Here is a 23,582-nt window from a genome sequence, read left to right on the forward strand (position 1 = left end):
CTGTGGAACCCTATCTAGAAATTCAAGATCTCTCTCTTTTGCTCGTCGAACCTTCCGACATGCAAAAAAAAGTCATCGCCAAAGCACTTGAAGAATCCGGCATTAAGCACATTGAATTTGCCAACAACATCGAAGAAACTCTCGCACTGCTGGCCAGCTTTCCACCAGACCTGATTATTTCAGCCATGTACCTTCCTGATGGCACAGCGAACGAGCTAATCGACGCCATTCGCAGCAATGAAAGGACAGAAGAACAATGCTTTATGCTAGTGTCGAGCGAGAGTAATCAGCACAACCTAGAGCACTTAAAACAAGCGGGAGTATTGGCCATTCTGCCTAAGCCCTTTACTAATAAAGACCTCAAAAGAGCGATTTATTCGACATTGGATTTTATTCTAGAAGAGGAAATCAGCCTAGAGCTGTTTGATCCACGAAACTTACGAGTTCTCGTGGTGGACGACAGCATCATGTCGCAAAAGTACGTCAGCCGCACCTTAAATGCCATGGGCATAAACCACATACAGGTAGCCGATAATGGCCAGCAAGCCATCGAACGTCTAAATTGCGACGATTTTGACCTTATTGTCACAGATTATAATATGCCAGAAATGGACGGGAGAGAGCTGGCGAGAACCGTTCGACAATCAACCGAACTTGCCCACATTCCCATTCTAATGGTCAGCTCCAACGCCGGCGACAGCCAGCTGTCAAACATTGCCCAAGAAGGGGTAGATGCGATCTGTGGGAAACCCTTTGAGCCTAGGGTCATTCGTCAGCTATTAGCGCAAATCTTAAATTAGATACCCCATTAAACCCAGCAGCGCACAGAAGCCTCGGCGTTAACCTGCAACAATCTGGTTACGGCCGCGGCTTTTGGCTTCGTATAAACGCGCATCAGCGATCTTAATCGCCTCTTCTAGGCCGCCATCCTGGGTTACAAACACACCAATACTAGAGGTCATAGGGATCTTAGCTTCGGTGAAGGTCATTGCCCTCAGCACGGACATAAAACTCTGCAGTTTAGTATCAAAAGACGCCCCGCCTTCATCAATGACGCAAAATTCCTCCCCACTAAATCGAGCCACCAGCGCCTCGGGAAAAGACAGCAGCATCTGCTCGCCCATTTCTTTCAATAAGGCATCGCCAACCATAAAGCCATAAATGTCGTTCACTTGCTTAAAAGCGTCTAAATCGATCATCGCCAGCCCCACGCCCTCTGGCTTGGCGGCTTGTTTATCAAAAAACGCCTGACCTTCATCAAACAGATAACGGCGACTTCTTAAGCGCGTTAAGGAATCAACCGCATCCATATCACGAATGGTTTCTAACATTTCTTGGGACTCTAAGTTTTGAATCACCCGACAATGAAACTCTTCATGATAAAATGGCTTTTTAATGAAGTCATTCGCGCCCATTTTAATAAACCTTGCCGACAAGGCATTATCTCCCTCAGCCGATAAACCTATGATCACCAAGTCTTGGAAGCGAGTATTCTGACGTAACATTCGAACCAAATCATAGCCGTTAATGAGCGGCATATTATGATCGGTGATCAGTAAGCGAATATCAGGATCTGACTCCAACATAGACAAGGCTTCTTGACCATTTTCTACAGCAATGACATTAAAACGGTATTGTTCAAGCAAGGCTTTAATAAACAAACGACTGGTCGACGAATCTTCCGCTACCAAGGCTTTAATTGATTGGTTTTTCCTGAGGCGTTCAATCACACTGACGACATGATTAAACGAATAGCGACTGTCTTTTGTGATGTAGTCCAAGACCCCTTTGTTCAACAAACTTAAGCGCAGTGCATCATCATAGGTGCCCGTTAACACAACACAAGGGATCGAAAGCGACAACACAAGATCGACGATCTCCCCATCTACGGCATCTGGTAAATGAAGATCCACAATCGCCGCAAAAAAAGGCTCACTTCCTTCCTCAGTTAACACCAACTTTGCTTCTTCATAGCTGGCGCATAACACAGGTGAAAAAGAGGCGGTTTGCGACAATAAATGCTTTAAAACTTTTAATACAACGGGGCTATCTTCAACCACTAAAATTTTGTTCATAATGATAATAACAACACTTCACTAAAGGAGGACGTCTCAGGTCGATTTACACACTTATTTAAAGCTTTCCTATTGCCCTATGCTTGGGATACTTTAAAATAGTATATAAATGCATAAGTTTTTGAATATTCTATCTATTTACATAAACTTACTTGCTTATTAAGCCATTTAACAGGGTATCTCGCCGATATGCAATGTCGTTCTCACTGCGGTGCCTGTTGTACAGCACCTTCTATTTCATCCCCCATTCCAGGGATGCCCAATGGGAAAGCCGCTGGGCAGGCATGCATTCACCTTCTAACCGACTATCGTTGCGCCATTTTCAATGATCCATCCCGCCCGAAAGTGTGCCGTGATTTTAGCGCCGAAGCGATGATCTGTGGCAACAGCAGAGAAGAAGCCTTGCAAATTATCACCTCGATTGAACAAGCAACCACCCCAACGGACCACCATATCACTGCTAGGAGCACCCTATGACGCTTACGCTGAAACGCCCCATCACACTCTTGCTACTCTGCCTCATGCTGAGCGCTTGCTCCACCACCAATACCGGCAACCGATTAGTGGTTGAGCAACCCAGCGAATCACAAATAAAAAGCAGCGTTAAAGACCAAGTCAGCATGATGCTGAACGCGTTTACCCCGGTTGCGGGCCAAGCACTTCCTAACAACACCGTTTTATCGACGTATGCTGAACGCGGCTATCGACCTATTTGGATACAAGACAAGCACATTGTGCCCTCTATCTACAAACTGGTCACCATTTTAGAAAAAGCGAACAGTCACGGCCTTAATCCAATTTACTATCATGTCGGCATCATCAAGCACTATTTGTCGCTAAAGTCCCCAACCACACAACAGCTAGCGGAAATGGACGTCATTACAACCATTGCCCTGTCTAGCTATGCACACGACATCAGCAATGGCCGCTATGAGCCACAACTGATTGACCCAAACTGGCAGCTTGATGCACCCAGTCGCGACTGGAAAGACCTACTTTCTTTAAGCACCGCGGGTGAAATGGTTGACTCTCTGCCGCTGCTTGCTCCGCGAAACCCTCAATATCAAGTGCTACAAAAGTGGTTAGTCTATTACCAACAACTTGCCAAAAAAGAAAAAGACATTGTCGTTCAACCAGGCTCAGCACTCTCAATAGGAGACGAAGGCCCTCGCGTTTCACAACTCAGAGCAAGATTAGTACAACTAGGCGACATTCGCTTCTCCACACGCAAAGTAGACGAAGACAGGTTTGATAAAAAACTAAAAGAAGCCTTACAAAGTTTTCAGCATCGTCATCACTTAAGTGCCGACGGCGCGGCTGGCGCAAACACCATTCAAATGCTCAACGTTCCGCTCAAAAAACGCGCCGAAGAAATCGCCTTCAACTTAGAACGCTGGCGCTGGTTACCCAATAAATTAGAAGCAAACCGCATTTGGGTCGACCTGACCAACTACTCAGTCGACACCTACCTAAACGGCAATCGCACCACCATGAAAACCGTGATTGGCAAACCAGACAGAATGACACCTGTGTTCAAAGGCACAATGACATACATGGTGGCCAACCCTAGCTGGCGCATTCCGCACCGTATCGCAAGAGAAAACTTATTGCCTAAGCTTCAAGCCGACCCAAATTACTTAGGCAAACACGGTTTTCGTGTATTCTCAAGCTGGAGCATTGGTGCAAAAGAGCTAGATCCGACACGCATTAATTGGAAAAACATTGCCCCTGAAGACCTTTCATTCCGCTTCGAGCAAATCCCCGACGAAGACAATGCTCTGGGTTCATTCAAATTTATGTTCCCCAATAAAAATGAAATTTACTTGCACGACACCCCAGCCAAGTATTTATTCAGACGAACCGATCGCGCTTTCAGTTCCGGCTGTATTCGCCTCGAACACGCGGCGGCGTTTGCGAAAAACATCACCAACAACAGCCCCCAGGCAAGCGTGCTTGCTAGTGTTATGAAGAGCAAGAAGAGCAAAGTCATCACACTGCCAACTTACATCCCTGTTTACATCGTCTATTTTACCGTGGTGCCCAACGCCAACGGCATGCCAGAATTTCGTAACGACATATACCACCGCGACGAGCTAATGGAACGCGCCATGGGCTACAAGGCATTTCATGTAAAAGAGTCTCTCTAAATCACGGCCAGCCCAGCTTTTCTCCAGCGAGCAGACAGCAAAAAGCCCCATTCACCTAGAAATATAATTCACGGTGAATGGGGCTTTTTAGTAACAGGAAAACAGCACCTATCTCACTAAAGAAAAATTAGTGAGCAATAATACAAACGGTGATTTCTTCTCGGTCATGGTACAGATGCTTGGCCTGAAACTGATAACCAACACCGGCTTTTTGCAACTGCTTTTCAATCAACTCAAGACACAATACCACTTCTTGATAACGCTTTTTCATCGGCAATTTCAAATTAAAAATAGCCCGACGAGTCCAGCGACTAGCCAGCCATTTCGCCATCAACTCAGCCACCATGATGGGTCTTTCCACCATATCGCACACTAGCCAATCTACTGTGTAAGGCGGCTCAAACTTGAAGCCATCGGCTTTTTCATGATCCACCAAGCCTGTCGACATAAGCTCTTTTTGCATAGGGCCATTGTCTACCGCGATCACGTTAATGCCACGTTTAACAAATTGATACGTCCAACCACCTGGCGCAGCACCAAGGTCAACCGCCGTCATGCCTTCTAGCAAATCGGTGTCTCGCTTATGTTCAGGCACAAACTGCAAGAAGGCTTCTTCTAGCTTCAGCGTAGAGCGACTAGGCCCTGCTGCTGGGAAACGCAAACGACGAATGCCCATTGGGAACTCACTGCGACAGGCCGCATAAGACACCCCTAAGTAAGCACTTTCGCCATCCAATAAAAAAACATGATGGCGCACGCCAACCGCTTTATTACGCAACACACCAGATTTTTTCCAACCCATTTTTAAAGGCTTATCCAGTTTTTTAATTAACCCAGACAAGGCTTTTGCGTCATTTGTGTCGGCGGTTTCAATCCACACTTCTTCTGCAAGAGGCAATTGACGAGCCGCGTCCAACAAGGACTCCACTCGCGAGCCAGATTCAAACTCCACAACCTCATTAATCGCGATCAACTGACGCACAAAAATAAGACGGTTAAACGACAACTGCTTAATTAACTCTTCAATCGTATCCGTCTGATTAAAGCAATAGACCACATAACCCGCGTTTGGAACGACTTTAGCGTAGCCATAAAACCCTTTCTCAGACGACACTTGTGCCAACTCAGCGGCACAATCTTTCTCAAAACCCGGTCGGCAATATGCCAAAATATTTTTCATTTACTTTCCTACCCCAAAGCCACATCAGACTTGGGTTACATTTATTGACCTGACGGCCATTTTAATGACGTTTCCTGAAAGTTCGACTCTAGAAACTCACAAAACGCTGAACTGAAATGCTCCCCTACATTAGGAGAACAACGAAACTCTTGCTTTACACCCTGCCACATAAAACACAAAAAATAGGCGTGCAAATAACCACGATCAGAAGGCTCACCGCCATAACGTTCATCACCAAGAATGGGCGCACCCACACTCTTTAACGCCACACGAATCTGATGTGTTTTGCCGGTTAACGGCCTTAAAAAGAAAACCCGTTTGCCCTCAAACGCAGCGGAAAAGAACTGCGTCACAGCCAAATTCTCAAGCCCCTTGGTCAATTTCCACTGACCTCGTCGACTCGGCGCCATACCACCACGAACCGCCCCCTGTTTCTTTTTAGGCTTACGATTCGAAATCGCCACGTAGCGCTTTTCTATCAAATGCTGTTCGAACATATGGCCGAATGTGACCGCTGCCTCATGATGCAAAGCAACCACCAGCAAACCTGAGGTTATTTTATCCAATCGATGCACTGGGTAAAACACGTGAGAAGGATAATCACGCTTTAACGTCTGTATAACCCCTAACGTGTCTGATTCTCCATGAAAACTCATGCCTGCAGGCTTATTTACCAACCAAAAATCATCACAGCGGAACACTATGTCTAACAAAGAAGAACCTCAAAAAAGCGAAAATAAAAAAAGCCAACAGAGTTATCCCCAAACTTAGTGGACAACTCATTTGTCAATGGCATTCAAACATTAAAATGTGGGTTGTTGAGCAATAACGCGATTACGCCCTGCTTTCTTGGCTTGATAAAGTGCGGTATCCGCCAGCGCCAATACGTCTTCATAACGTTTGGTTTGGCTCGATATCGCCGCCAGACCAATACTTACAGTCACAGGAATAACGATGCCTTTTTCGGTTGTGATATAAGTGTTTTCAACCGTTTCACGCAGCGAATCCATTTTTTGTTGCGCCTCTGTTAGCGTTGTATTGCCCATAATAGCGACAAACTCTTCGCCGCCATAACGACCGATGGCGTCACCTTTATTTAAACAGGACTGCATAACCCCAGAGATCTCACTCAGAACCAAATCTCCGGCATCGTGACCAAAGGTGTCGTTAATACGTTTAAAGTGATCAAGATCCAAAATAGCAAACACACAGGGCTGATGGTAATACATCGCCTCGGTGTACATGGTCACCGCATTCGTCAATACTTTGCGGCGATTGGCCAACCCAGTAAGCTCATCTTTCTCTGCTAGCACGCGCAAATAATCGTTCACTTTTCGCAAACGCGCGATCACCACATTGATGACCACAGCTAATGTAAACAAGGTCCATAAAAAAGTCAGGACAGCGGTCAATCCCTGGTCGGCATTGCTCATATGCACGCCTTCTAGGGGAAAGATCTCACAAGCGGTAAACAACATCACGGACAATAAAACCACACCATAACGCATGATCTTCTCATCGGGACGAAACGCCGTAAACGCATAAGCAGCCACTGTCACAAACAACCAGTGGAAATCACTACCAGGCCCAAAAAAATACAAACTTGTAACAACAATTTGCACTATGGTGCTGAAGGGAACAATTAATTTAACAAGAGAGAAGTAATGTCGAGAATGCAGATAAAAACCGAACAGGGAGATGACCATGAAAATGGCGTAAAAACCAACAACCCAGAAAGCCTGCTGCAGCGCAAAAACAAGCATCATGCCGGCATCCGTCACGCAGAGCAAAGCTAAGGCTAAATTAACAACTTGTTTGTAATTTAAATTATTTGCTGAGCCTTCTGAAATACCGAAATTGAGAAGCTTTTCCAGCCAATTGTTCTTTGAAGGTGGCACTTTATTCCTAATCTAATAAAGGCTTCACAAAAAGACGTACTATCATGAAGAACCGAGCTTGATATTTTTATTGCTTAAATTCTACCTAAAAAGCGCGATTTTTCCTACTCATTAGCGCTCAATTCGCCTCTCTAGAATTAATAATTTATTTTTCTGCTAATCGAAATGCGGCAATTTTATGCACCTGCGACATCGCGGTCTGAAACTCTTGCGAAACATTGTTGTTAATACGAGACTCAAAAGCGGATAAAACCTGCGCTTTGGTCGCTCCCTTTACCGCCATAATAAAAGGAAAATCAAACGCCGCTTTATACGCATTGTTGTACTCGGTAAAACGCGCCAACTCGGCGGGCGTACATTGGTCTAACCCAACCCCTGCCTGCTCTGACGTCGAAGACGGGGTTAATTCACCAGACAATGCCGCCTTCCCAGCTAAGTCTGGATGGGAACGCAGCAAAGCCAATTTCACCTCATAGTCACGGCTTTCTACAATCTCATACAAGAGCGCTTGCAGTGCGCTTCGACGATCAAAATCTGCCACGCGAGGACAGCGTTGAATATGCTGCCACGCGGCGTCAGCCACCCAGGTTGAATGCTCATAAATATCTTTATAATGTTGAATAAATTCATGCTCATTCAAGGCACTGGGCTTATTTAATAGAAGATCGGCCTGATTGCTCATATTTTGACTCTCTACTCTTGGGCTTTATAAGGAAAATGTTCACGCCAATGATGCGCAATATCAATACGACGGGCACACCAAACGCCGTCAAATTGTCGAATATATTCCAAGAAACGGCGCAAGCCGGCAATGCGCGCAGGACGGCCAATTAACCGACAATGCAAGCCAATTGATAACATTTTAGGGCTAGTTTCACCCTCCGCATACAGGGTGTCAAAGGCGTCTTTTAGGTACTGAAAAAAGTGCTCTGCGGTATTAAAGCCTTGCAAGGCCGCAAACCGCATATCATTGGTGTCTAGGGTGTAAGGAATCATTAACTGAGGAACGCCGCTTTCCAACCGCCAAAAAGGCAAATCATCACTGTAATCGTCGGCGTTGTACAAGAACCCTCCCTCTTCGGCGACTAAGCGACGCGTATTTGGACTCGTTCTGCCTGTGTACCAGCCTAAAGGTCGCTGCCCCGTTAACTGGCGAATAACCTCAATCGCTTTTTGCATGTCTGCGCGTTCAGTGTCTTCATCAACATACTGGTAATCGATCCAACGATAACCATGGCTACACACTTCATGACCCGCTTCAACAAATGCCTTAGCGATTTCTGGATGCCGTTCCAGCGCCATCCCTACAGCAAAGACGGTTAATGGTATGTCCATTTCTTTGAAAAGTGACAGAACTCGCCATACACCAGCGCGACTGCCGTATTCATAAATGGACTCCATGCTCATATGGCGAACCCCCTCTCTTGCATCCGCCCCCACCATTTCAGACAGAAACGCTTCCGATGCTGGGTCACCGTGAAGAATGCAGTTTTCACCACCTTCTTCATAGTTCAATACAAATTGTAAGGCGACTTTTGCCTTATTCGGCCATTTAGGATGAACAGGATGCCCGCCATAACCTAATAAATCACGATCATAAGACATCTTTATCTCCTATATTTAACAACATCTTGGTTTGACCATTTATACAAAAGAAACTTGACCATACAGACAATTAACTGAAAATCTCGTATCCTTCGCGCCTTTCATAAAAACATTACAACAATTTAAAAAATTTGGCACGATTGTTGTTTGTATGAAACATAAATTTCAAGAAAAAACAGAGTAGCAAGTTATTAACCGATCGGTCAAAGTTTTACCGCGTCATTTCAGCAACAAGATAGAGCACACCCATTAACTTGCGCACTAAATTAGGGCGGTAGTTAAATGATTAATACGAGGTCACACAACTAACTCAACTCACGTACAGTTAGTATATTTAGGGATCATTGACTAAAATCTGCTCCTTATGAGCACAACAGCAGAGAACTTACGGTGGCGGAAACATTGAAAAAGCGGCATTCGATAGCACGTATCGAATTAGCAAATATCACTAAACAGTACCCCGGTTGCCTTGCCAATGACAGTGTCAGCTTGACGCTCATGCCAGGCGAAATTCATGCTCTATTGGGTGAAAACGGCGCAGGAAAAAGCACCCTAGTAAAAACCATTTATGGCGTTGTCGCTCCTGACAGTGGCGACATTCTCTGGGATGGCAAAGCGGTTGAAATTAAATCACCATCGAAGGCAAGAGAACTTGGCATCGGCATGGTGTTTCAACATTTTTCATTGTTTGAAACATTAACGGTTAGCCAAAATATTGAATTGTGCCTAAGCAAAACACAATTGACTTCGATTGGTAATCTTTCTCATAAAATCAGTGAGCTCTCAACGAAATATGGTTTAAACGTCGACCCTAGCCGCTACGTTCATTCATTATCCATCGGCGAAAGACAACGCGTTGAGATAATGCGCTGCTTAGTGCAATCCGTGAAGCTATTAATACTAGATGAACCAACCTCAGTGTTAACACCACAGGAAGTCTCTGGTCTGTTTGTGGTATTACGCACTTTGGCAAAAGAAGGCTGCAGCATTCTTTTTATCAGCCATAAACTGCATGAAGTGACTGAGATTTGCCAACAAGCCACCATATTGCGAGCAGGCAAAGTCATTGCAACCTGTGAACCTGCTCGAGAAACCCCCGCGACGATTGCCAAAATGATGGTGGGAGAATTGGCCGAGCAAGACGCAGGCTACTCGAAGAAAGAAGGTCGCCACACGTTGTTCACCGTGAGCGCCCTGAATCTCACCACCAAACAGCCTTTTGGCACCAGCCTAAAAAACATTAACTTTGAGTTAAAAGCCGGCGAAATTCTTGGTATTGCAGGTGTTGCAGGCAATGGTCAAGATGAACTCATGGCCATCATCAGTGGTGAAGACGAGCGCAACACAGGTCACGCCCTGTCACTTGAAGAACAGAGTATTGGCCAACTCAGCGCCGGACAACGTCGCAAGCTTGGCATGGCGTACGTGCCTGAAGAACGCTTAGGTCGTGGCGCAGTGCCAGACATGAGCCTCACGGAAAATACGCTACTGACCCACAGCCAAGGTTTTATCAAAAAAGGCCTAGTGCAATGGCAACCCTTAAAAGCATACGCCAACAAATTGATCGCTCAATACAAGGTTAAATGCCACGGGGAATTCTCGGAAGCCAAAAGCCTCAGCGGTGGTAATTTACAGAAATTCATCATGGGCCGCGAAATTGGCCAAAACCCAAAAGTATTAATTTGTGCGCACCCGACCTGGGGCGTTGATGTCGGCGCAGCGTTGGCCATCCATCAGGCCTTACTCGCTCTACGCGATCAAGGCGCGGCGATTTTGCTGGTGTCTGAAGACATTGATGAGTTGTTTTTATTAGCGGACCGCATGGCTGCCGTGTGTGACGGGCATTTATCTCCGGTTGTCAAAACCGCCGACACTAGCATTGATCAAATAGGCCAATGGATGGCGGGCACCTTTATTATCACTCCCGCTCACCACACTGAGGAAACAACGGCATGATGCGCATCCAAGCTCGGACCGAGCCCAGTTCACTAATGAAGGTCGCATCACCACTGATCGCCATTGTGTGCACCTTACTTTTCGGCTGCATTCTCTTTTCAGCCCTAAATAAAAACCCTTTTGAAGCCTTGCATGTTTTGCTGATCGCACCTCTTTCCGACATGTACAACGTTGGCGAAATGCTGGTCAAAATGGGACCGCTATTATTGTGCGCTGTTGGCTTGTCGCTTTGTTACCGCGCCAATATGTGGAACATTGGTGCTGAAGGCCAGCTACTGGTAGGCGCCTTGGGTGGCTCGGTGGTTGCCCTGACTTTCATCGATTCAGAGTCGGTATTCGTACTGCCTTGTGCTCTGCTCGCCGGCATTGTTTCTGGCATGTTATGGGCCGCCATTCCGACCTTTCTCAAACTGCGCTTTAACTCAAATTTAATATTGACCACCATCATGTTTAACTACATAGGTCTGTATCTATTAATTTGGGCTGTCAATGGGCCTTTAAGAGACCCTGACGGCTATGGCTTCCCGGAATCCGCGTTGTTTTCAGAAGCCGCCACTTTGCCGACCTTGTTTGACGGAAGCCGCATTCACTTGGGCATTTTATTTGCCATTCTGTCTGCCTTCATTGGTTGGTTTGTGCTCACAAAAACCCACCTAGGCTTCCAGATTCGAGTCTTTGGTGCGGATGAGCCTGCCGCTAAATACGCCGGTTTTAATAGCAAAAAACTCAGCTGGTTTGTGATGCTTTTTTCTGGCGCACTGGCAGGACTGGCTGGCGTATCGGAAGTCACCGGCCCCATTGGTCAACTGGTTCCAAATGTGTCTCCTGGTTATGGCTATTCTGCCATCATAGTGGCCTATTTAGGTCGCTTGCACCCACTGGGCGCGATCGTTGCGGCCATCTTTTTGGCGGTGCTCTACATGGGCGGTGATTTAGCGCAAATTCAAATGGGCATTCCCGTGGCGGTGGTTGGTATGTTCCAAGGTGTTTTACTGTTCTTCCTATTGGCGTGTGACTTCTTCATTCGTAACCGCCTTATTTTCAACAAACAAGCTACTCATTAGGAGCCCGTTGTGGACGCAGATTTAATCGTTCAAATCTTATTTGCCGCCATTAAAACCGGCACGCCGTTATTGCTTATTGCATTAGGAGAAGTCATTTGTGAAAAGTCAGGTGTGCTCAATCTAGGCCAAGAAGGCATGATGCTCATGGGCGCTGTGGTTGGCTTCATTGCGGCCTACGCCACAGGCAACGCTGGACTGGGCGTATTGGGCGCCATGCTAATGGGCAGTTTTATGAGCCTTATCTTTGCCGTATTAGTGCTTCAGCTGGGCGCGAATCAAGTGGCCACTGGTTTGGCTCTCACCATCTTCGGCACAGGCCTAAGCGCTTTTGTTGGTTCTGATTTTGTGGGCAATACCGTGCAAGGTTTCCAGCCAATTGCCATTCCCGTGCTGTCTTCTATCCCTTACTTAGGAGACATTTTATTCAAACATGACATCTTGGTTTATCTGTCTTTCGTATTAGCGGTTGTCATTGCTTATGTGGCCAATAAAACGCGTGTGGGCTTGGTACTCAAGGCCGTCGGAGAAAACCCTCATGCGGCCAATGCCATTGGCATCAAGGTGCTGCAAGTCCGTTATCTTGCCATTCTGTTTGGCGGTGCCATGACAGGACTAGCAGGCGCCTATATGTCCCTTGTTTATACGCCCATGTGGGCCGAAAACATGACCGCTGGCCGTGGTTGGATTGCATTGGCCTTGGTGGTATTCGCCTCATGGCGCGTTGGTCGCATCATGCTTGGCGCGTATTTATTTGGCTTTGCCAGCATCATGCATTTGGTTCTACAAGGTCTGGGCGTGAACATTTCGTCCAACCTGTTGGCCATGATGCCTTACGTGGCCACTGTGATTGTTATGGTCATTATCAGCGCCGATCAGTTTAAAGAAAAATTGTTAGCCCCCAGATCTCTAGGAAAACCATTCGACCCTAGGAATATGGCGTAACAATGATAAAACGTGTGAAATCACACGCCCTTGTTTATAAATAGATATCATAAAAAAAATGCCTTAGGGCACAAAAGGAGCTCAAAATGAAACTAAAGAGTTTGTTAGTTGGTCTTGGACTGATGGCGGGGGTCAGCTTGACGCACGCCGAAGAACCTTTCAAAGTTGGCTTTGTCTATGTTGGCCCTATTGGCGACCTTGGCTGGAGCTATGAGCACGACCGTGGCCGTGAGGAAATGCAGAAATACTTTGGCGACAAGGTCAAAACGACTTTTGTGGAAAACGTCGCAGAAGGAGCCGATGCACAACGCGTTATCACCCAGCTTGCTAAAGCAGGCAACCAAGTTATCTTTACCACGTCGTTTGGTTTTATGAACCCTACGGTCAAGGTAGCAAAACGCTTCCCTAACGTGGTGTTCGAACACGCTACTGGCTACAAACGCGCTAAAAACCTCGGCACTTACACCCTTCGCACGTATGAAGGTCGTTATGTCTCTGGTGTCACCGCCGGTCTATTAACCAAAACCAATACCATTGGTTACATTGGCGCCTTCCCTATTCCTGAAGTCATTCGTGATATTGATGCGACTTATATGGGGGCGAAAAGCGTTAACCCTGACGTTAAGCTAAAAATTGTGTGGGCAAACACCTGGTATGATCCAGGTAAAGAAACAGACGCGGCCAATGCGTTAATGGATCAGGGCGTCGATGTTCTAATACAGCATACAGACAGCCCAGCACCGCTTATTGCGGCACAAAAACGTGGCATTCGCGCGATCGGCCAAGCCTCAGACATGAGTAAATTTGCGCCCAAAGCGCACGTTTTCTCCGTCCGTGATAACTGGGCGCCGTACTACATCAAAACCGTGCAACAAGTCATGGACGGTACTTGGAAATCTCAAGATTTCTGGGGCGGACTCCATGATGACATGTTGCAGCTTACTTCTATTAACCCGAACTTACCTGCCGATGTGCGCGCCAAAATTGACGCCACTTATCAAGGTGTGAAATCTGGTACGATTCAGCCATTCAAAGGCCCAATCACAGACAACACTGGCAAGATAGTGGTACCAGCAGGCCACACACTAACTGACAAAGAGTTAGCAAAAGTAAACTGGTATGTTGACGGCATCACAGATAAAGTTCCTAATTAGTCTTTTAAGGCAGCCAACACCATTGGCTGCCTTTTCTCTTTATCCATTTTAACGTTTAACCATACCGTTTGATCCCCTTCCCACCTTTGCTTCACCAAGGGTTTATTATATTAAGGAAAGACAATGGGCTATCTAACAACACATGTTCTAGATACTACGCACGGCACGCCCGCTGCCAAGGTATCCGTCACATTGTATCGTCTTAATGACGGCCAAAAGACGACGATAATGAACACGGTTACCAACGACGATGGGCGCTGCGAGCAGCCGATCCTGCCCGACAGTGATTTCAAAAAAGGCGTTTATGAACTTGAATTCGCCATTGGTGACTATTACCGAAGCAAAAACATCCCATTAGAAGAGCCGTTATTTTTAGATGACGTCATCATACGCTTCGGCATCAGTGATGAATCCAGCCACTACCATGTGCCTGTGCTTGTTTCTCCCTACGGTTACAGCACCTACCGTGGCAGTTAACCAGTAATGAGGGACGACACATGAACACCAAATGGCTACAAGAAGCGGCCCGATGGGAAAAATCTGGCATCGATTTTGTGATGGTCTCAGTATTGTCGATTAAAGGCTCCACACCTAGGGAGATCGGAGCTCGCATGTTAGTCAGTCAACATGCCTTATATGGTACCGTCGGCGGTGGCAACCTTGAATGGCAAGCCATTGCCAGAGCAAGAGAGAGGCTGGCAACAGGCGACAATGTTCCGCAAACACACGATTACCCATTGGGCGCGACACTGGGGCAATGCTGTGGTGGATTTGTGACTTTATTATTTGAGAGCATGATGCAAACACCGCTTCATATTGCCATCTTTGGCGCTGGGCACGTTGGCAGAGCCATTGTCCATTGCCTAGAAAACATCCCATGCCAAGTCACATGGATAGACAGCCGTGAACAAGAGTTTCCTGCTCATATCCCAAGCAATACTCGAGTGCATTTGAGCGAGTACCCCGTTGATGAAATCAATGCGCTGCCAGCCCAAAGTTACTTTTTAATAGTCACTCATAATCACCAACTGGATTTAGAACTTACCGAAGCCGCGCTAAAGCGCAATGATGCCGCTTTTATTGGTGTCATCGGTTCGAAAACCAAAAGCGCTCGCTTTCGCCACCGACTGCACAGTAAAGGTTTCAGTGACGCACAAATCGCCAGCATGCACTGCCCTATGGGCGATACAGAAATACACTCCAAACAACCGGGTGAAATTGCCATCTCAGTTTTAGCACAAGTGTTAAAAATACGAGCAACACAAGAAGTACCCGCCACACAAGCGGTGTCAATTTAATAGAAAAGAGGTAAGCCATGAGTGTAACCACACTGATGACACTGGCTGAGAAAATGCCAAAAACAGAACTCCATCTACACATCGAAGGAACCTTCGAGCCAGAGCAAATGTTCGAATTGGCAACACGCAACAAGGTAACGCTAAAATACGCGTCAGTGGATGAGTTAAAAGCCGCCTATCAGTTTACTAATCTGCAAGATTTCTTAGACCTATACTATCAAGGCATGTCGGTTCTGCTAAAAGAAGCGGATTTTTACGACCTAACCATGGCGTACCTGCGCAAAGTACACAGTGAAAACGTTGTCCATGTAGAGATTTTCTTCGACCCTCAAGGGCATTTATCCCGTGGTGTGTCGTTCGAAACACAAATAACGGGGATCTACCGAGCACTGCAAGACGCAGAACAACAATGGGGAATGAGCTTTAAGCTTATTATGTCTTTCTTGCGCCACCTAAGTGAAGAAAGTGCTTTTGACACCCTAGAGCTGGCCAAACCCTTTTTGCATTGGATTGATGGCGTAGGGCTCGACAGCTCTGAATTGGGGCATCCGCCAGAAAAATTCCAACAGGTTTTCAAAGCCTGCCAAGACCTTGGCCTTAAAGTCACCGCACACGCCGGAGAAGAAGGTCCTCCTGAGTACGTCTGGCAAGCCATTGACTTGATCAAGGTGGACCGTATCGACCACGGCAACCGCGCCTTAGAAGACATGAATTTGGTGGCTAGCGTAAAAGAAAAGCAGTTGACCTTAACGGTTTGCCCTCTGTCCAACTTGAAGCTTTGTGTGATCGAAGATCTCTCAGACCACCCGATTAAACACATGCTAGCGTTAGGGTTAAAAGCCACAGTGAATTCGGATGACCCTGCGTATTTTGGGGGCTACATGAACGACAACTACCGCGCCCTAATTAAATACTCAGGCATTGATAAAGCCGAACTCTATCAATTGGCACACAACGGCATCGAAGGGAGCTGGATGAGTAACGAACAAAAAACGGCGCACTTGGCCACATTAGCCACACTGTTCGCTTAATCACCATTCCTCGCGCTAACCCGCAATCCTGCTCAAACGCTACTGACAAGAAACCATAACATGCTATTATGGTTTCTTTTTTATTTTGAGCTTCATATCAATGACAACAACAGACTTCTCTTCCGATGCTTTTTTCCGTTTACCAAGTAACAGCCGTTATGAGGAAGTCATTAAACATCTAAAAAGAAATCGCAGTATTTTTGTATTAGCCGACTCGGAAGGTTGTTTAATCATTGATTTAGGCAGCGATAAAGTATTGCCTATTTGGCCCACCGCTGAACTTGCCACGAAATGGGGCGCTCAAGAATACGCCGGTTTCCAAGCAATGGAAGTGTCTGCACAAGACTGGTCTGAAAAATGGCTAACCGGAATGAACAATGATGGTTTCTGTGTTGGCGTGGCTTCTAACTTAGCGGGCGAATGCATTGTTTCTTCTGCTCAAGAGCACCAACACGACATTCAAGCATAATCCTAATCGCCATAAAGTAATCACTCATTAGACAGTATTTTGATGACGTTGAACTCGGCCACTAGGCACGCAACAGCCGTTTCTCAGATTATGCGCCGGAACGCTTTTATTAGCTTGTTCGCAATGGCGCTTATCTATATTGCGCCGCTTATTTCTCAGCTAAATCATGCCTCTATGAACCATGAATCTATGAATCATGGGGCTATGCAGCATGAGAGCCATCAAAACACGGCCCCGTCCCTCGCCGCTCAAACCCTTGCGACATCAGACAGTGCCGCCAACCACTTTGGGTTAGAAGCGGCTTGTGGCTACTGTACGTTATTGTTTCATTTAAACTGGCTCAATGTCTTTTCGTTCTCGTTACCGATTATTCCGCAACAGGCTTACCTTGCCATTGCCGCCGCCATTTTAGAGATTGAACTGCCCCCCACTTATGCCGCCATACAACCTAGGGCACCACCACGCCTGTCGCTCCATACTGATATCACCTAAATAACACACGACGGTTTCTACTTAAATTAGTCACTCAACTCAGGCATTTGAACTGAGCACAAGGCTGAATTAAAAACGGTCGTCTTTATCACAGTTACCCTGTTTACCTGAAGTTTGCCGCCGCTTTCTGCGAACAGACACTCAGGCGAAACGGTTTTATGGACTTTATCTTGTTATGTCTACTGATAAAACGTTAAACAAAGCGCCTCATTCGAACGCCTTGCTAATGCTAATAACACGCCTGCACTTTTACATTGGCTTGTTTATTGGCCCTTTTATTCTGGTTGCCGCTTTGACCGGAACCCTCTATATCTTAACGCCGCAAATTGAACATGCGCTGTATAAAAACGCGCTAACCACGGACAGCACAGGGCCATCACGCCCTCTGTCGTCACAAATTGCTGCCGCCAAAGAATCACTTAATAAAGACTTAACCTTGTTCGCCGTCAGACCTGCGCCAAAACAAGGAGACACCACACGTGTGATGTTTCTCGACGCCACCACCGCCTCAGGCGCTCGCGCGGTCTTTATTGACCCAGCCACACTCGCCGTCAAAGGCGACATGGCGGTTTATGGCACCAGTGGTATTTTGCCATTTCGTATGACCCTAGACTTCCTACACAGACAACTTTTGTTGGGTGAATTTGGGCGTAATTACAGCGAACTTGCCGCATCATGGTTATGGATTGTCGCGTTCGGTGGCGTGTTCTTATGGTACAAAGGTGGCAAGAAAAACCAGCCCAATGTCGCCTCACGAACCCCTTACTTAACAACCAGAAAAAACCACAGCCAGCTGGGCCTTATTTTGTTCATTGGTTTGCTCTTTTTCTCGGCCACTGGGCTAACCTGGTCAAAATGGGCTGGCGGCAACATCTCCACGCTTCGTCAGTCTTTAGGGTGGTACACGCCATCCCCTAACACCAACCTAGTGAACATAGACGCCAGCAAAAACACCGACATCTTGTTTGATCAAGTACTGGCCACAGCCCGCGCCGCTGGAATTGACGCAAATAAGATCGAGATAAAGCCCCCAAGAAAAGCCAATAAAGCTTGGTTTGTTCGTGAGATTGATCGTTCATGGCCCACACAAGTCGATTCTGTCGCCATTGACCCAAGCGATATGAAAGTGGTGAGTCGAGCCGATTTTGCCACCTTCCCAATCGTTGCCAAACTGATCCGTTGGGGTGTCGACTTCCACATGGGCGTCTTATTTGGTGTTGTAAACCAAATACTCTTAGTCTTTTTTGGGCTAGGCTTGTGCACCATGGTGGTATGGGGGTATCTGATGTGGTGGCGTCGTCGCCCTGCTCCAGGAGCCGCATCAAAACCCTTGCTAGAGGCATGGCAAAAACTCAGCATCACAACAAAAAGCGTGACCCTGGCGATCGCCATTATTCTGGGTGTGTCGTTGCCAGCCATGGGCGTGAGCCTATTGTGCTTTTTAGTCATCGACTGCATACGCTGGAAAAAAGCCGTCCACTGATCGGAAGGCCTCGCCACGCTCTCTTTTGGCGAGGCCTTACGCGGTTTTTTACTGACTCAAGAAGCCATTTCACCTAAAATACGCCATCGCGTCATTCACAACGAAAAATACATTATGCATACCGCCTCGTTACCCATTCTAAGCCAACACACCCTAAATGCACTGAGCACCATTGAGCACGAAACACGTCGTCTTTTTCACGGTCGAGGTCGCTGTTTTGAAGGACTAGAACACATCACGGTGGATTGGTTACAAGGGCAAGTGCTGGTTTCTTTATTTAAGGCGCCTGCAGAGGATTTTCTATTGGCACTACAGGACACTCTTGAGCAATGGACGAGCACTCCACAATGGCAATCCAGCTCAACCAGGTCCCTGTTACTCCAACACCGCTACCAACAAAATACGCCGATAGAATGCATTTGGGGCGAACATCACACTCAGCAGCTGATCACTGAAAATGGTTTAACATTTAAGCTTGACCTCGACCGAAATCAAAACAGCGGATTGTTTTTAGACATGCGCTTAGGTCGAAAATGGGTAAAAGAAAACAGTCAACACAAACGTGTTCTGAACCTGTTCTCCTACACCTGTGGTTTTTCCGTTGCGGCGCTGGCGGGAGAAGCAGAATACGTGGTGAATATAGACATGGCTAAATCGGTACTGAACAGGGGCAGAGAAAATCATCGCCTAAATGGGCACGACCTTAGTCAAGTCTCTTTCTTTGGCCATGATATTTTCAAATCTTGGGGGAAAATCAAAAAATACGGTCAGTATGATCTGATTATTATCGACCCACCTACGTTTCAGAAAGGCAGCTTTGCCATCACCAAAGATTACCAGAAGATTTTACGCCGCTTACCAGAATTACTAACGCAAAAAGGCAAGGTACTCGCCTGCGTTAACGACCCAACATTAAGCGCTCAATTTTTGATTGACGGCATGAAAGCAGAAGCCCCAAACTTACAATTTCTGTCACGCTTAGACAATCCTGCTGAGTTTCCTGACATTGACTCAGAAAGTGGCTTGAAAGCACTTATTTTTCAAGCTTGATGTTTATTTTTCAGCATTTTCTTTTTTTGATCACATAGATAAAAAACGCAGCATTCTGCATCAACAACATCTGATCAGTCTTAAAAAAATGAAAAATAAATAAAATATTTCTCTTTTTAATGCAAATTAATTGTCTTTTATTGAGATAATGAATTTGCATTAGAAAACAACATTTACATTTTTTTCATCCTGTCATTATTAGCATTCGCCCCCTAAGAAAACACCCTTCTGGAATAGCGAATGAAAGCAGATAACACTCAAACAAACAACAAACCAAAAAATAAACGATCGTTAGCATCATCTTATACAAGCTTGCCTATTGTTTTGGCTTTTTATTATGCCGTTGTGGTTAACATCCCTCTTTATAATGATTTTTATAAAATATTATCTGGCCTAGATAATGTTCACATAAGCTTTATCATCGCTATTCCATTGTTTATTTTTTTATTGAACAGTATTGTTTTTAGCGTCTTTAGCTGGCCTTATATTGGCAAACCCATTTTCTCCTTACTCTTGATCACCTCCAGCATGGTGAGCTATGTCATGTTGTTTTACGGCATCAATGTCGATTACGGCATGATCGAAAACGCATTTGAAACAGACGTCAGTGAAGCCGCGTCTTATCTCAATCTACACTCTTTCACCTGGGTGACCATCACGGGTGTTATTCCGGCTATCCTGGTCGCTCTCGTGCCAATGAAACCAGGCCTTGGGCTGCTTAAAAAGGCCATTTCTATCATAACGTTATTCGCCTTACTCTTATTCTTATTGTTTTTCACCTACAAAGATTTTAGCGCTGTTGGACGCAACAATTCTTATCTGAAAAAGATGATTCTCCCAGGGTATTATGTCTACAGCACTTACCACTATGTTCGAGATACTTACTTCTCTACACCAATGACGTTTAAGCACATTGGAGAAGACGCAAAAATAGTGGTTAAAAATGCAGACCCAAAAGTGAATGAGAAGCCTACTTTGTTTTTCTTTATTCTAGGCGAAACAGCACGCTCACAAAATTATGCATTAAACGGCTACGCCAAAAACACCAACCCTTATACTGAAAAACAAGACGTTATTTCCTTTCAAAGCGTTCACTCTTGCGGTACCGCCACTGCGGTGTCTGTTCCTTGTATGTTTTCCCAACAAGGACGACACGATTACGACAAACAACGTTCATATAATCAAGACAACGCACTGGATATACTGCAACGCGCTGGCGTGTCTTTGCTGTGGAAAGAAAACGATGGGGGAGATAAAGAGGTTGCCAAGCGTATTCCGAAAGTACAAATCGACCGCTCGCATGACAACCAGTTTTGCAACGGTGGTACCTGCTTAGACATGGCGCTACTGCAAGGCTTAGACAGTGAAATCAATGCCATGAAAGGCAATGAAAAGCTGGTCGTCATGCATCTTATGGGCAGTCACGGACCCACCTATTATTTGCGTTACCCAAAGGCTCAACAGAAATTTTTACCGGATTGCCAAAGCAGCGAAATAGAAAACTGCTCGACCGATCAAATCGTCAACACCTATGACAATACGATTGTGTACACAGATTATGTGGTGAGCCAAGCAATTGATAAACTCAAGACACTAAGCAATCAATACAATACCGCGTTGCTTTATCTCTCGGATCACGGAGAGTCTCTAGGCGAAAACGGCCTGTATCTACATGGCGTACCTTATGCGGTAGCGCCTGATTTTCAAACCACGGTTCCCTTGATCTTATGGATGTCCGACGGCTTTAAGAAAAGCAAAAACATTGATGAGAGTTGCTTGAAAAAAGCCGCCAAAAACGGAGATTTTTCTCAAGATTATGTGTTCAGTTCACTTCTTGGCATTATGGATGTTCAAACCACCGCTTACGATAAGAACCTAGATATCTATCACGCTTGTCGTTCCTAAAACCGATACCTGCACTCTTCTCTTAACAAGGGAAGAGTGCACTCCAATGACACTTCCTTATAATTGCCTCTTTTTAATCACTTTAAACCCTTTTTCTTTTGTGTTTTTTTCAACCGCCTTTCACTAGAATCACGCCTTTGTTTTTCATAAACTAGGAATAAAAATGAGCGAGAAAAAGACGTCTCAAAAAAAGGAACCTAGGTTTCAGCTTTCTTATAGCTCTCTGTCTTTCATTCTGGCCATTTATTATACTCTAGCCGTCAACCTTCCTTTTTATCGTGAGCTGAAAACAGTATTAACCAGCATTGGAGACATGAATGTCGTTACCATTCTGCCTATCCCGCTTTTTTTGCTGTTAATACTCAATATTATCTTCAATCTTTTTAGCTGGCCTTATGTCGGCAAAGCGTTTTTTATCTTTCTACTCATCACCTCCAGTATCGTTAGTTACACCATGTTGTTTTATGGCATTAATGTCGATTATGGGATGATAGAAAATGCGCTTGAGACAGATTCAAGTGAAGCGGCGTCTTACTTGAACCTACACTCAATCAGTTGGATTACCATTACCGGTGTTATTCCGTCCCTATTAGTGGCCTTTGCCCCAATGAAACCAGGGATTGCCTTGCTTAGAAAAGCCATCGCGATAGGCCTGTCTGTCATTCTGCTTTTGCTCTTGTTGTTTTTCTCTTATAAAGATTTAAGTGCCGTAGGAAGGAATCATGGCTCACTCAAAAGAATGATCATTCCGACCTATTACCTTTACAGCGCTTATAACTATTTACACGATACTTATTTTACTCGCCCGATCCCTTTCAAACACATTGGCGAAGACGCGACACTGAGTAACAAAAGCAGCAATGAAAAACCCACTCTGTTTTTCTTTATCCTTGGTGAAACCGCACGCTCACAAAACTACGCATTAAATGGATACGCGAAGAACACCAACCCTTATACAAAAGAACAGAACGTCATTTCATTCCAAAGCGTGCACTCTTGCGGCACGGCGACGGCGGTCTCCGTACCTTGTATGTTTTCGCAACAAGGGCGTCACGACTACAACAAAAAGCGCACTTATAACCAAGACAATGTGATGGATATTTTGCAGCGCGCTGGCGTCTCTTTACTGTGGAAAGAAAACGACGGCGGCGATAAAGATGTGGCCAAGCGTATCCCTAAAATAGTCATAGACAGATCACGCAAAGATCAATTTTGCAATGGCAGTACCTGCTTAGACATGGCACTACTGCAAAACCTCGACAGCCAAATAGCAGCCATGAAAGGCAAGGACAAATTACTGGTCATGCATGTAATGGGCAGCCATGGACCAACCTATTATCTACGCTACCCAAAAGAACAAGAAAAGTTCTTACCGGATTGCCAAAGCAGTGAAATAGAAGATTGCTCTGTAAACAGCATAGTCAACACCTACGACAACACCATTGTTTACACTGACTACGTCATTAGCCAAGCGATTAACAAGCTGAAAAACTTAAGTGGGCAATACAACACCGCCCTTTTTTATATTTCAGATCATGGGGAATCATTAGGGGAAGATGGCTTGTTTTTACACGGGGTTCCTTATGCCGTTGCGCCAGCCTTCCAAACCACAGTGCCGCTTATTTTATGGCTGTCTGACGGCTTTAAACAAAGCAAACACATCGACGAAGCCTGTTTAAGGAAAGAAGCCAAGAAGGGCGACTTTTCTCAAGATTACGTTTTTAGTTCCTTGCTTGGCATCATGGACGTAAAAACCAACGCCTACGATAAAAATCTAGATATTTACCAGCCCTGTCGTGACTGATCGCGCGGCATTTTATTGGGCTATTTTGG

22 protein-coding genes are annotated in these 23,582 nt (G+C 45.7%); 16 read left to right on the plus strand and 6 right to left on the minus strand.

What is annotated here, in order from left to right; genetic code table 11:
* Nucleotides 1-2: 2 nt before the first annotated feature.
* Complete coding sequence (locus ACIGBN_RS11455; protein ID WP_396665521.1) at nucleotides 3-800, plus strand: response regulator; 798 nt, start codon at nucleotides 3-5, stop codon at nucleotides 798-800.
* A gap of 39 nt (nucleotides 801-839) precedes the next feature.
* Here the strand turns inward: ACIGBN_RS11455 and ACIGBN_RS11460 are convergent, their stop codons facing one another.
* A complete protein-coding gene (locus ACIGBN_RS11460) occupies nucleotides 840-2,075 on the minus strand; it encodes a response regulator (protein WP_396665523.1) in 1,236 nt (411 codons plus the stop codon).
* Between the two features lie 189 nt (nucleotides 2,076-2,264).
* Between ACIGBN_RS11460 and ACIGBN_RS11465 the strand changes: the two genes are divergently transcribed.
* Complete coding sequence (locus ACIGBN_RS11465) at nucleotides 2,265-2,552, plus strand: YkgJ family cysteine cluster protein (RefSeq protein WP_396665524.1); 288 nt, start codon at nucleotides 2,265-2,267, stop codon at nucleotides 2,550-2,552.
* On the plus strand, nucleotides 2,549-4,222 hold the full coding sequence (locus ACIGBN_RS11470) for a murein L,D-transpeptidase (protein WP_396665526.1): 1,674 nt from the start codon (nucleotides 2,549-2,551) through the stop codon (nucleotides 4,220-4,222). Before ACIGBN_RS11465 ends, ACIGBN_RS11470 begins: the two co-directional genes overlap by 4 nt.
* Before the next feature lie 127 nt (nucleotides 4,223-4,349).
* Here ACIGBN_RS11470 and rlmM read toward each other — a convergent pair whose 3' ends face one another.
* The 5 genes from rlmM to puuE all read right to left on the minus strand — a co-directional run bounded on the left by rlmM (nucleotide 4,350) and on the right by puuE (nucleotide 8,905).
* Nucleotides 4,350-5,402, minus strand: coding sequence for a 23S rRNA (cytidine(2498)-2'-O)-methyltransferase RlmM (gene rlmM, locus ACIGBN_RS11475; RefSeq protein ID WP_396665527.1), 1,053 nt, complete (start codon nucleotides 5,400-5,402; stop codon nucleotides 4,350-4,352).
* 41 nt (nucleotides 5,403-5,443) lie between these two features.
* Entirely contained in the window at nucleotides 5,444-6,115 is a 672-nt protein-coding gene (locus tag ACIGBN_RS11480; protein WP_133003767.1) for a TIGR01621 family pseudouridine synthase, read from the minus strand.
* A gap of 90 nt (nucleotides 6,116-6,205) precedes the next feature.
* On the minus strand, nucleotides 6,206-7,300 hold the full coding sequence (locus tag ACIGBN_RS11485) for a GGDEF domain-containing protein (RefSeq protein ID WP_396665530.1): 1,095 nt from the start codon (nucleotides 7,298-7,300) through the stop codon (nucleotides 6,206-6,208).
* Between the two features lie 145 nt (nucleotides 7,301-7,445).
* A complete protein-coding gene (uraD, locus tag ACIGBN_RS11490; protein WP_133003769.1) occupies nucleotides 7,446-7,982 on the minus strand; it encodes a 2-oxo-4-hydroxy-4-carboxy-5-ureidoimidazoline decarboxylase in 537 nt (178 codons plus the stop codon).
* Between the two features lie 11 nt (nucleotides 7,983-7,993).
* Nucleotides 7,994-8,905: an allantoinase PuuE gene (gene puuE / locus ACIGBN_RS11495; protein ID WP_243712035.1), complete on the minus strand. Its 912-nt coding sequence runs from the start codon at nucleotides 8,903-8,905 to the stop codon at nucleotides 7,994-7,996.
* Nucleotides 8,906-9,295: 390 nt separating this feature from the next.
* On the opposite strand from puuE, the gene ACIGBN_RS11500 reads away from it, so the two are divergent.
* The 13 genes from ACIGBN_RS11500 (at nucleotide 9,296) to ACIGBN_RS11560 (ending at nucleotide 23,553) form a co-directional block, all read left to right on the plus strand.
* The gene (locus ACIGBN_RS11500; protein WP_396665533.1) at nucleotides 9,296-10,861 is read left to right on the plus strand and encodes an ABC transporter ATP-binding protein; all 1,566 of its coding nucleotides are present in this window, start codon (nucleotides 9,296-9,298) and stop codon (nucleotides 10,859-10,861) included.
* On the plus strand, nucleotides 10,858-11,925 hold the full coding sequence (locus ACIGBN_RS11505) for an ABC transporter permease (RefSeq protein WP_396665535.1): 1,068 nt from the start codon (nucleotides 10,858-10,860) through the stop codon (nucleotides 11,923-11,925). The genes ACIGBN_RS11500 and ACIGBN_RS11505 overlap by 4 nt, the downstream gene beginning before the upstream one ends.
* Nucleotides 11,926-11,934: 9 nt before the next feature.
* Nucleotides 11,935-12,867 (plus strand): ABC transporter permease, encoded by a 933-nt coding sequence (locus ACIGBN_RS11510; protein WP_133003772.1) that lies wholly within the window; start codon nucleotides 11,935-11,937, stop codon nucleotides 12,865-12,867.
* Between the two features lie 86 nt (nucleotides 12,868-12,953).
* Complete coding sequence (locus ACIGBN_RS11515) at nucleotides 12,954-14,021, plus strand: BMP family ABC transporter substrate-binding protein (RefSeq protein ID WP_396665537.1); 1,068 nt, start codon at nucleotides 12,954-12,956, stop codon at nucleotides 14,019-14,021.
* A gap of 123 nt (nucleotides 14,022-14,144) precedes the next feature.
* Complete coding sequence (uraH, locus tag ACIGBN_RS11520) at nucleotides 14,145-14,498, plus strand: hydroxyisourate hydrolase (protein ID WP_396665539.1); 354 nt, start codon at nucleotides 14,145-14,147, stop codon at nucleotides 14,496-14,498.
* Nucleotides 14,499-14,518: 20 nt separating this feature from the next.
* Nucleotides 14,519-15,319, plus strand: coding sequence for a xanthine dehydrogenase accessory protein XdhC (gene xdhC, locus ACIGBN_RS11525; RefSeq protein ID WP_396665541.1), 801 nt, complete (start codon nucleotides 14,519-14,521; stop codon nucleotides 15,317-15,319).
* Between the two features lie 17 nt (nucleotides 15,320-15,336).
* Nucleotides 15,337-16,350 carry an adenosine deaminase gene (locus tag ACIGBN_RS11530; protein ID WP_396665543.1) on the plus strand — a complete coding sequence of 338 codons (1,014 nt, stop codon included), beginning with the start codon at nucleotides 15,337-15,339 and terminating at the stop codon, nucleotides 16,348-16,350.
* A 100-nt stretch (nucleotides 16,351-16,450) separates the two neighbouring features.
* Nucleotides 16,451-16,819, plus strand: a complete 369-nt coding sequence (locus tag ACIGBN_RS11535; RefSeq protein ID WP_341564711.1) for a DUF2750 domain-containing protein — start codon at nucleotides 16,451-16,453, stop codon at nucleotides 16,817-16,819.
* Nucleotides 16,820-16,861: 42 nt separating this feature from the next.
* Complete coding sequence (locus tag ACIGBN_RS11540) at nucleotides 16,862-17,311, plus strand: DUF2946 domain-containing protein (protein ID WP_396665656.1); 450 nt, start codon at nucleotides 16,862-16,864, stop codon at nucleotides 17,309-17,311.
* A gap of 175 nt (nucleotides 17,312-17,486) precedes the next feature.
* Complete coding sequence (locus ACIGBN_RS11545) at nucleotides 17,487-18,794, plus strand: PepSY-associated TM helix domain-containing protein (protein WP_396665546.1); 1,308 nt, start codon at nucleotides 17,487-17,489, stop codon at nucleotides 18,792-18,794.
* Between the two features lie 114 nt (nucleotides 18,795-18,908).
* Nucleotides 18,909-19,844, plus strand: coding sequence for a class I SAM-dependent methyltransferase (locus ACIGBN_RS11550; protein ID WP_396665548.1), 936 nt, complete (start codon nucleotides 18,909-18,911; stop codon nucleotides 19,842-19,844).
* A 240-nt stretch (nucleotides 19,845-20,084) separates the two neighbouring features.
* Nucleotides 20,085-21,749: a phosphoethanolamine transferase gene (locus tag ACIGBN_RS11555; protein ID WP_396665550.1), complete on the plus strand. Its 1,665-nt coding sequence runs from the start codon at nucleotides 20,085-20,087 to the stop codon at nucleotides 21,747-21,749.
* Between the two features lie 163 nt (nucleotides 21,750-21,912).
* Entirely contained in the window at nucleotides 21,913-23,553 is a 1,641-nt protein-coding gene (locus ACIGBN_RS11560) for a phosphoethanolamine transferase (protein ID WP_396665552.1), read from the plus strand.
* The last annotated feature ends 29 nt before the right edge of the window (nucleotides 23,554-23,582 follow it).

Source organism: Marinomonas sp. NPDC078689 (assembly GCF_044542435.1).
Classification (GTDB): domain Bacteria; phylum Pseudomonadota; class Gammaproteobacteria; order Pseudomonadales; family Marinomonadaceae; genus Marinomonas; species Marinomonas arenicola.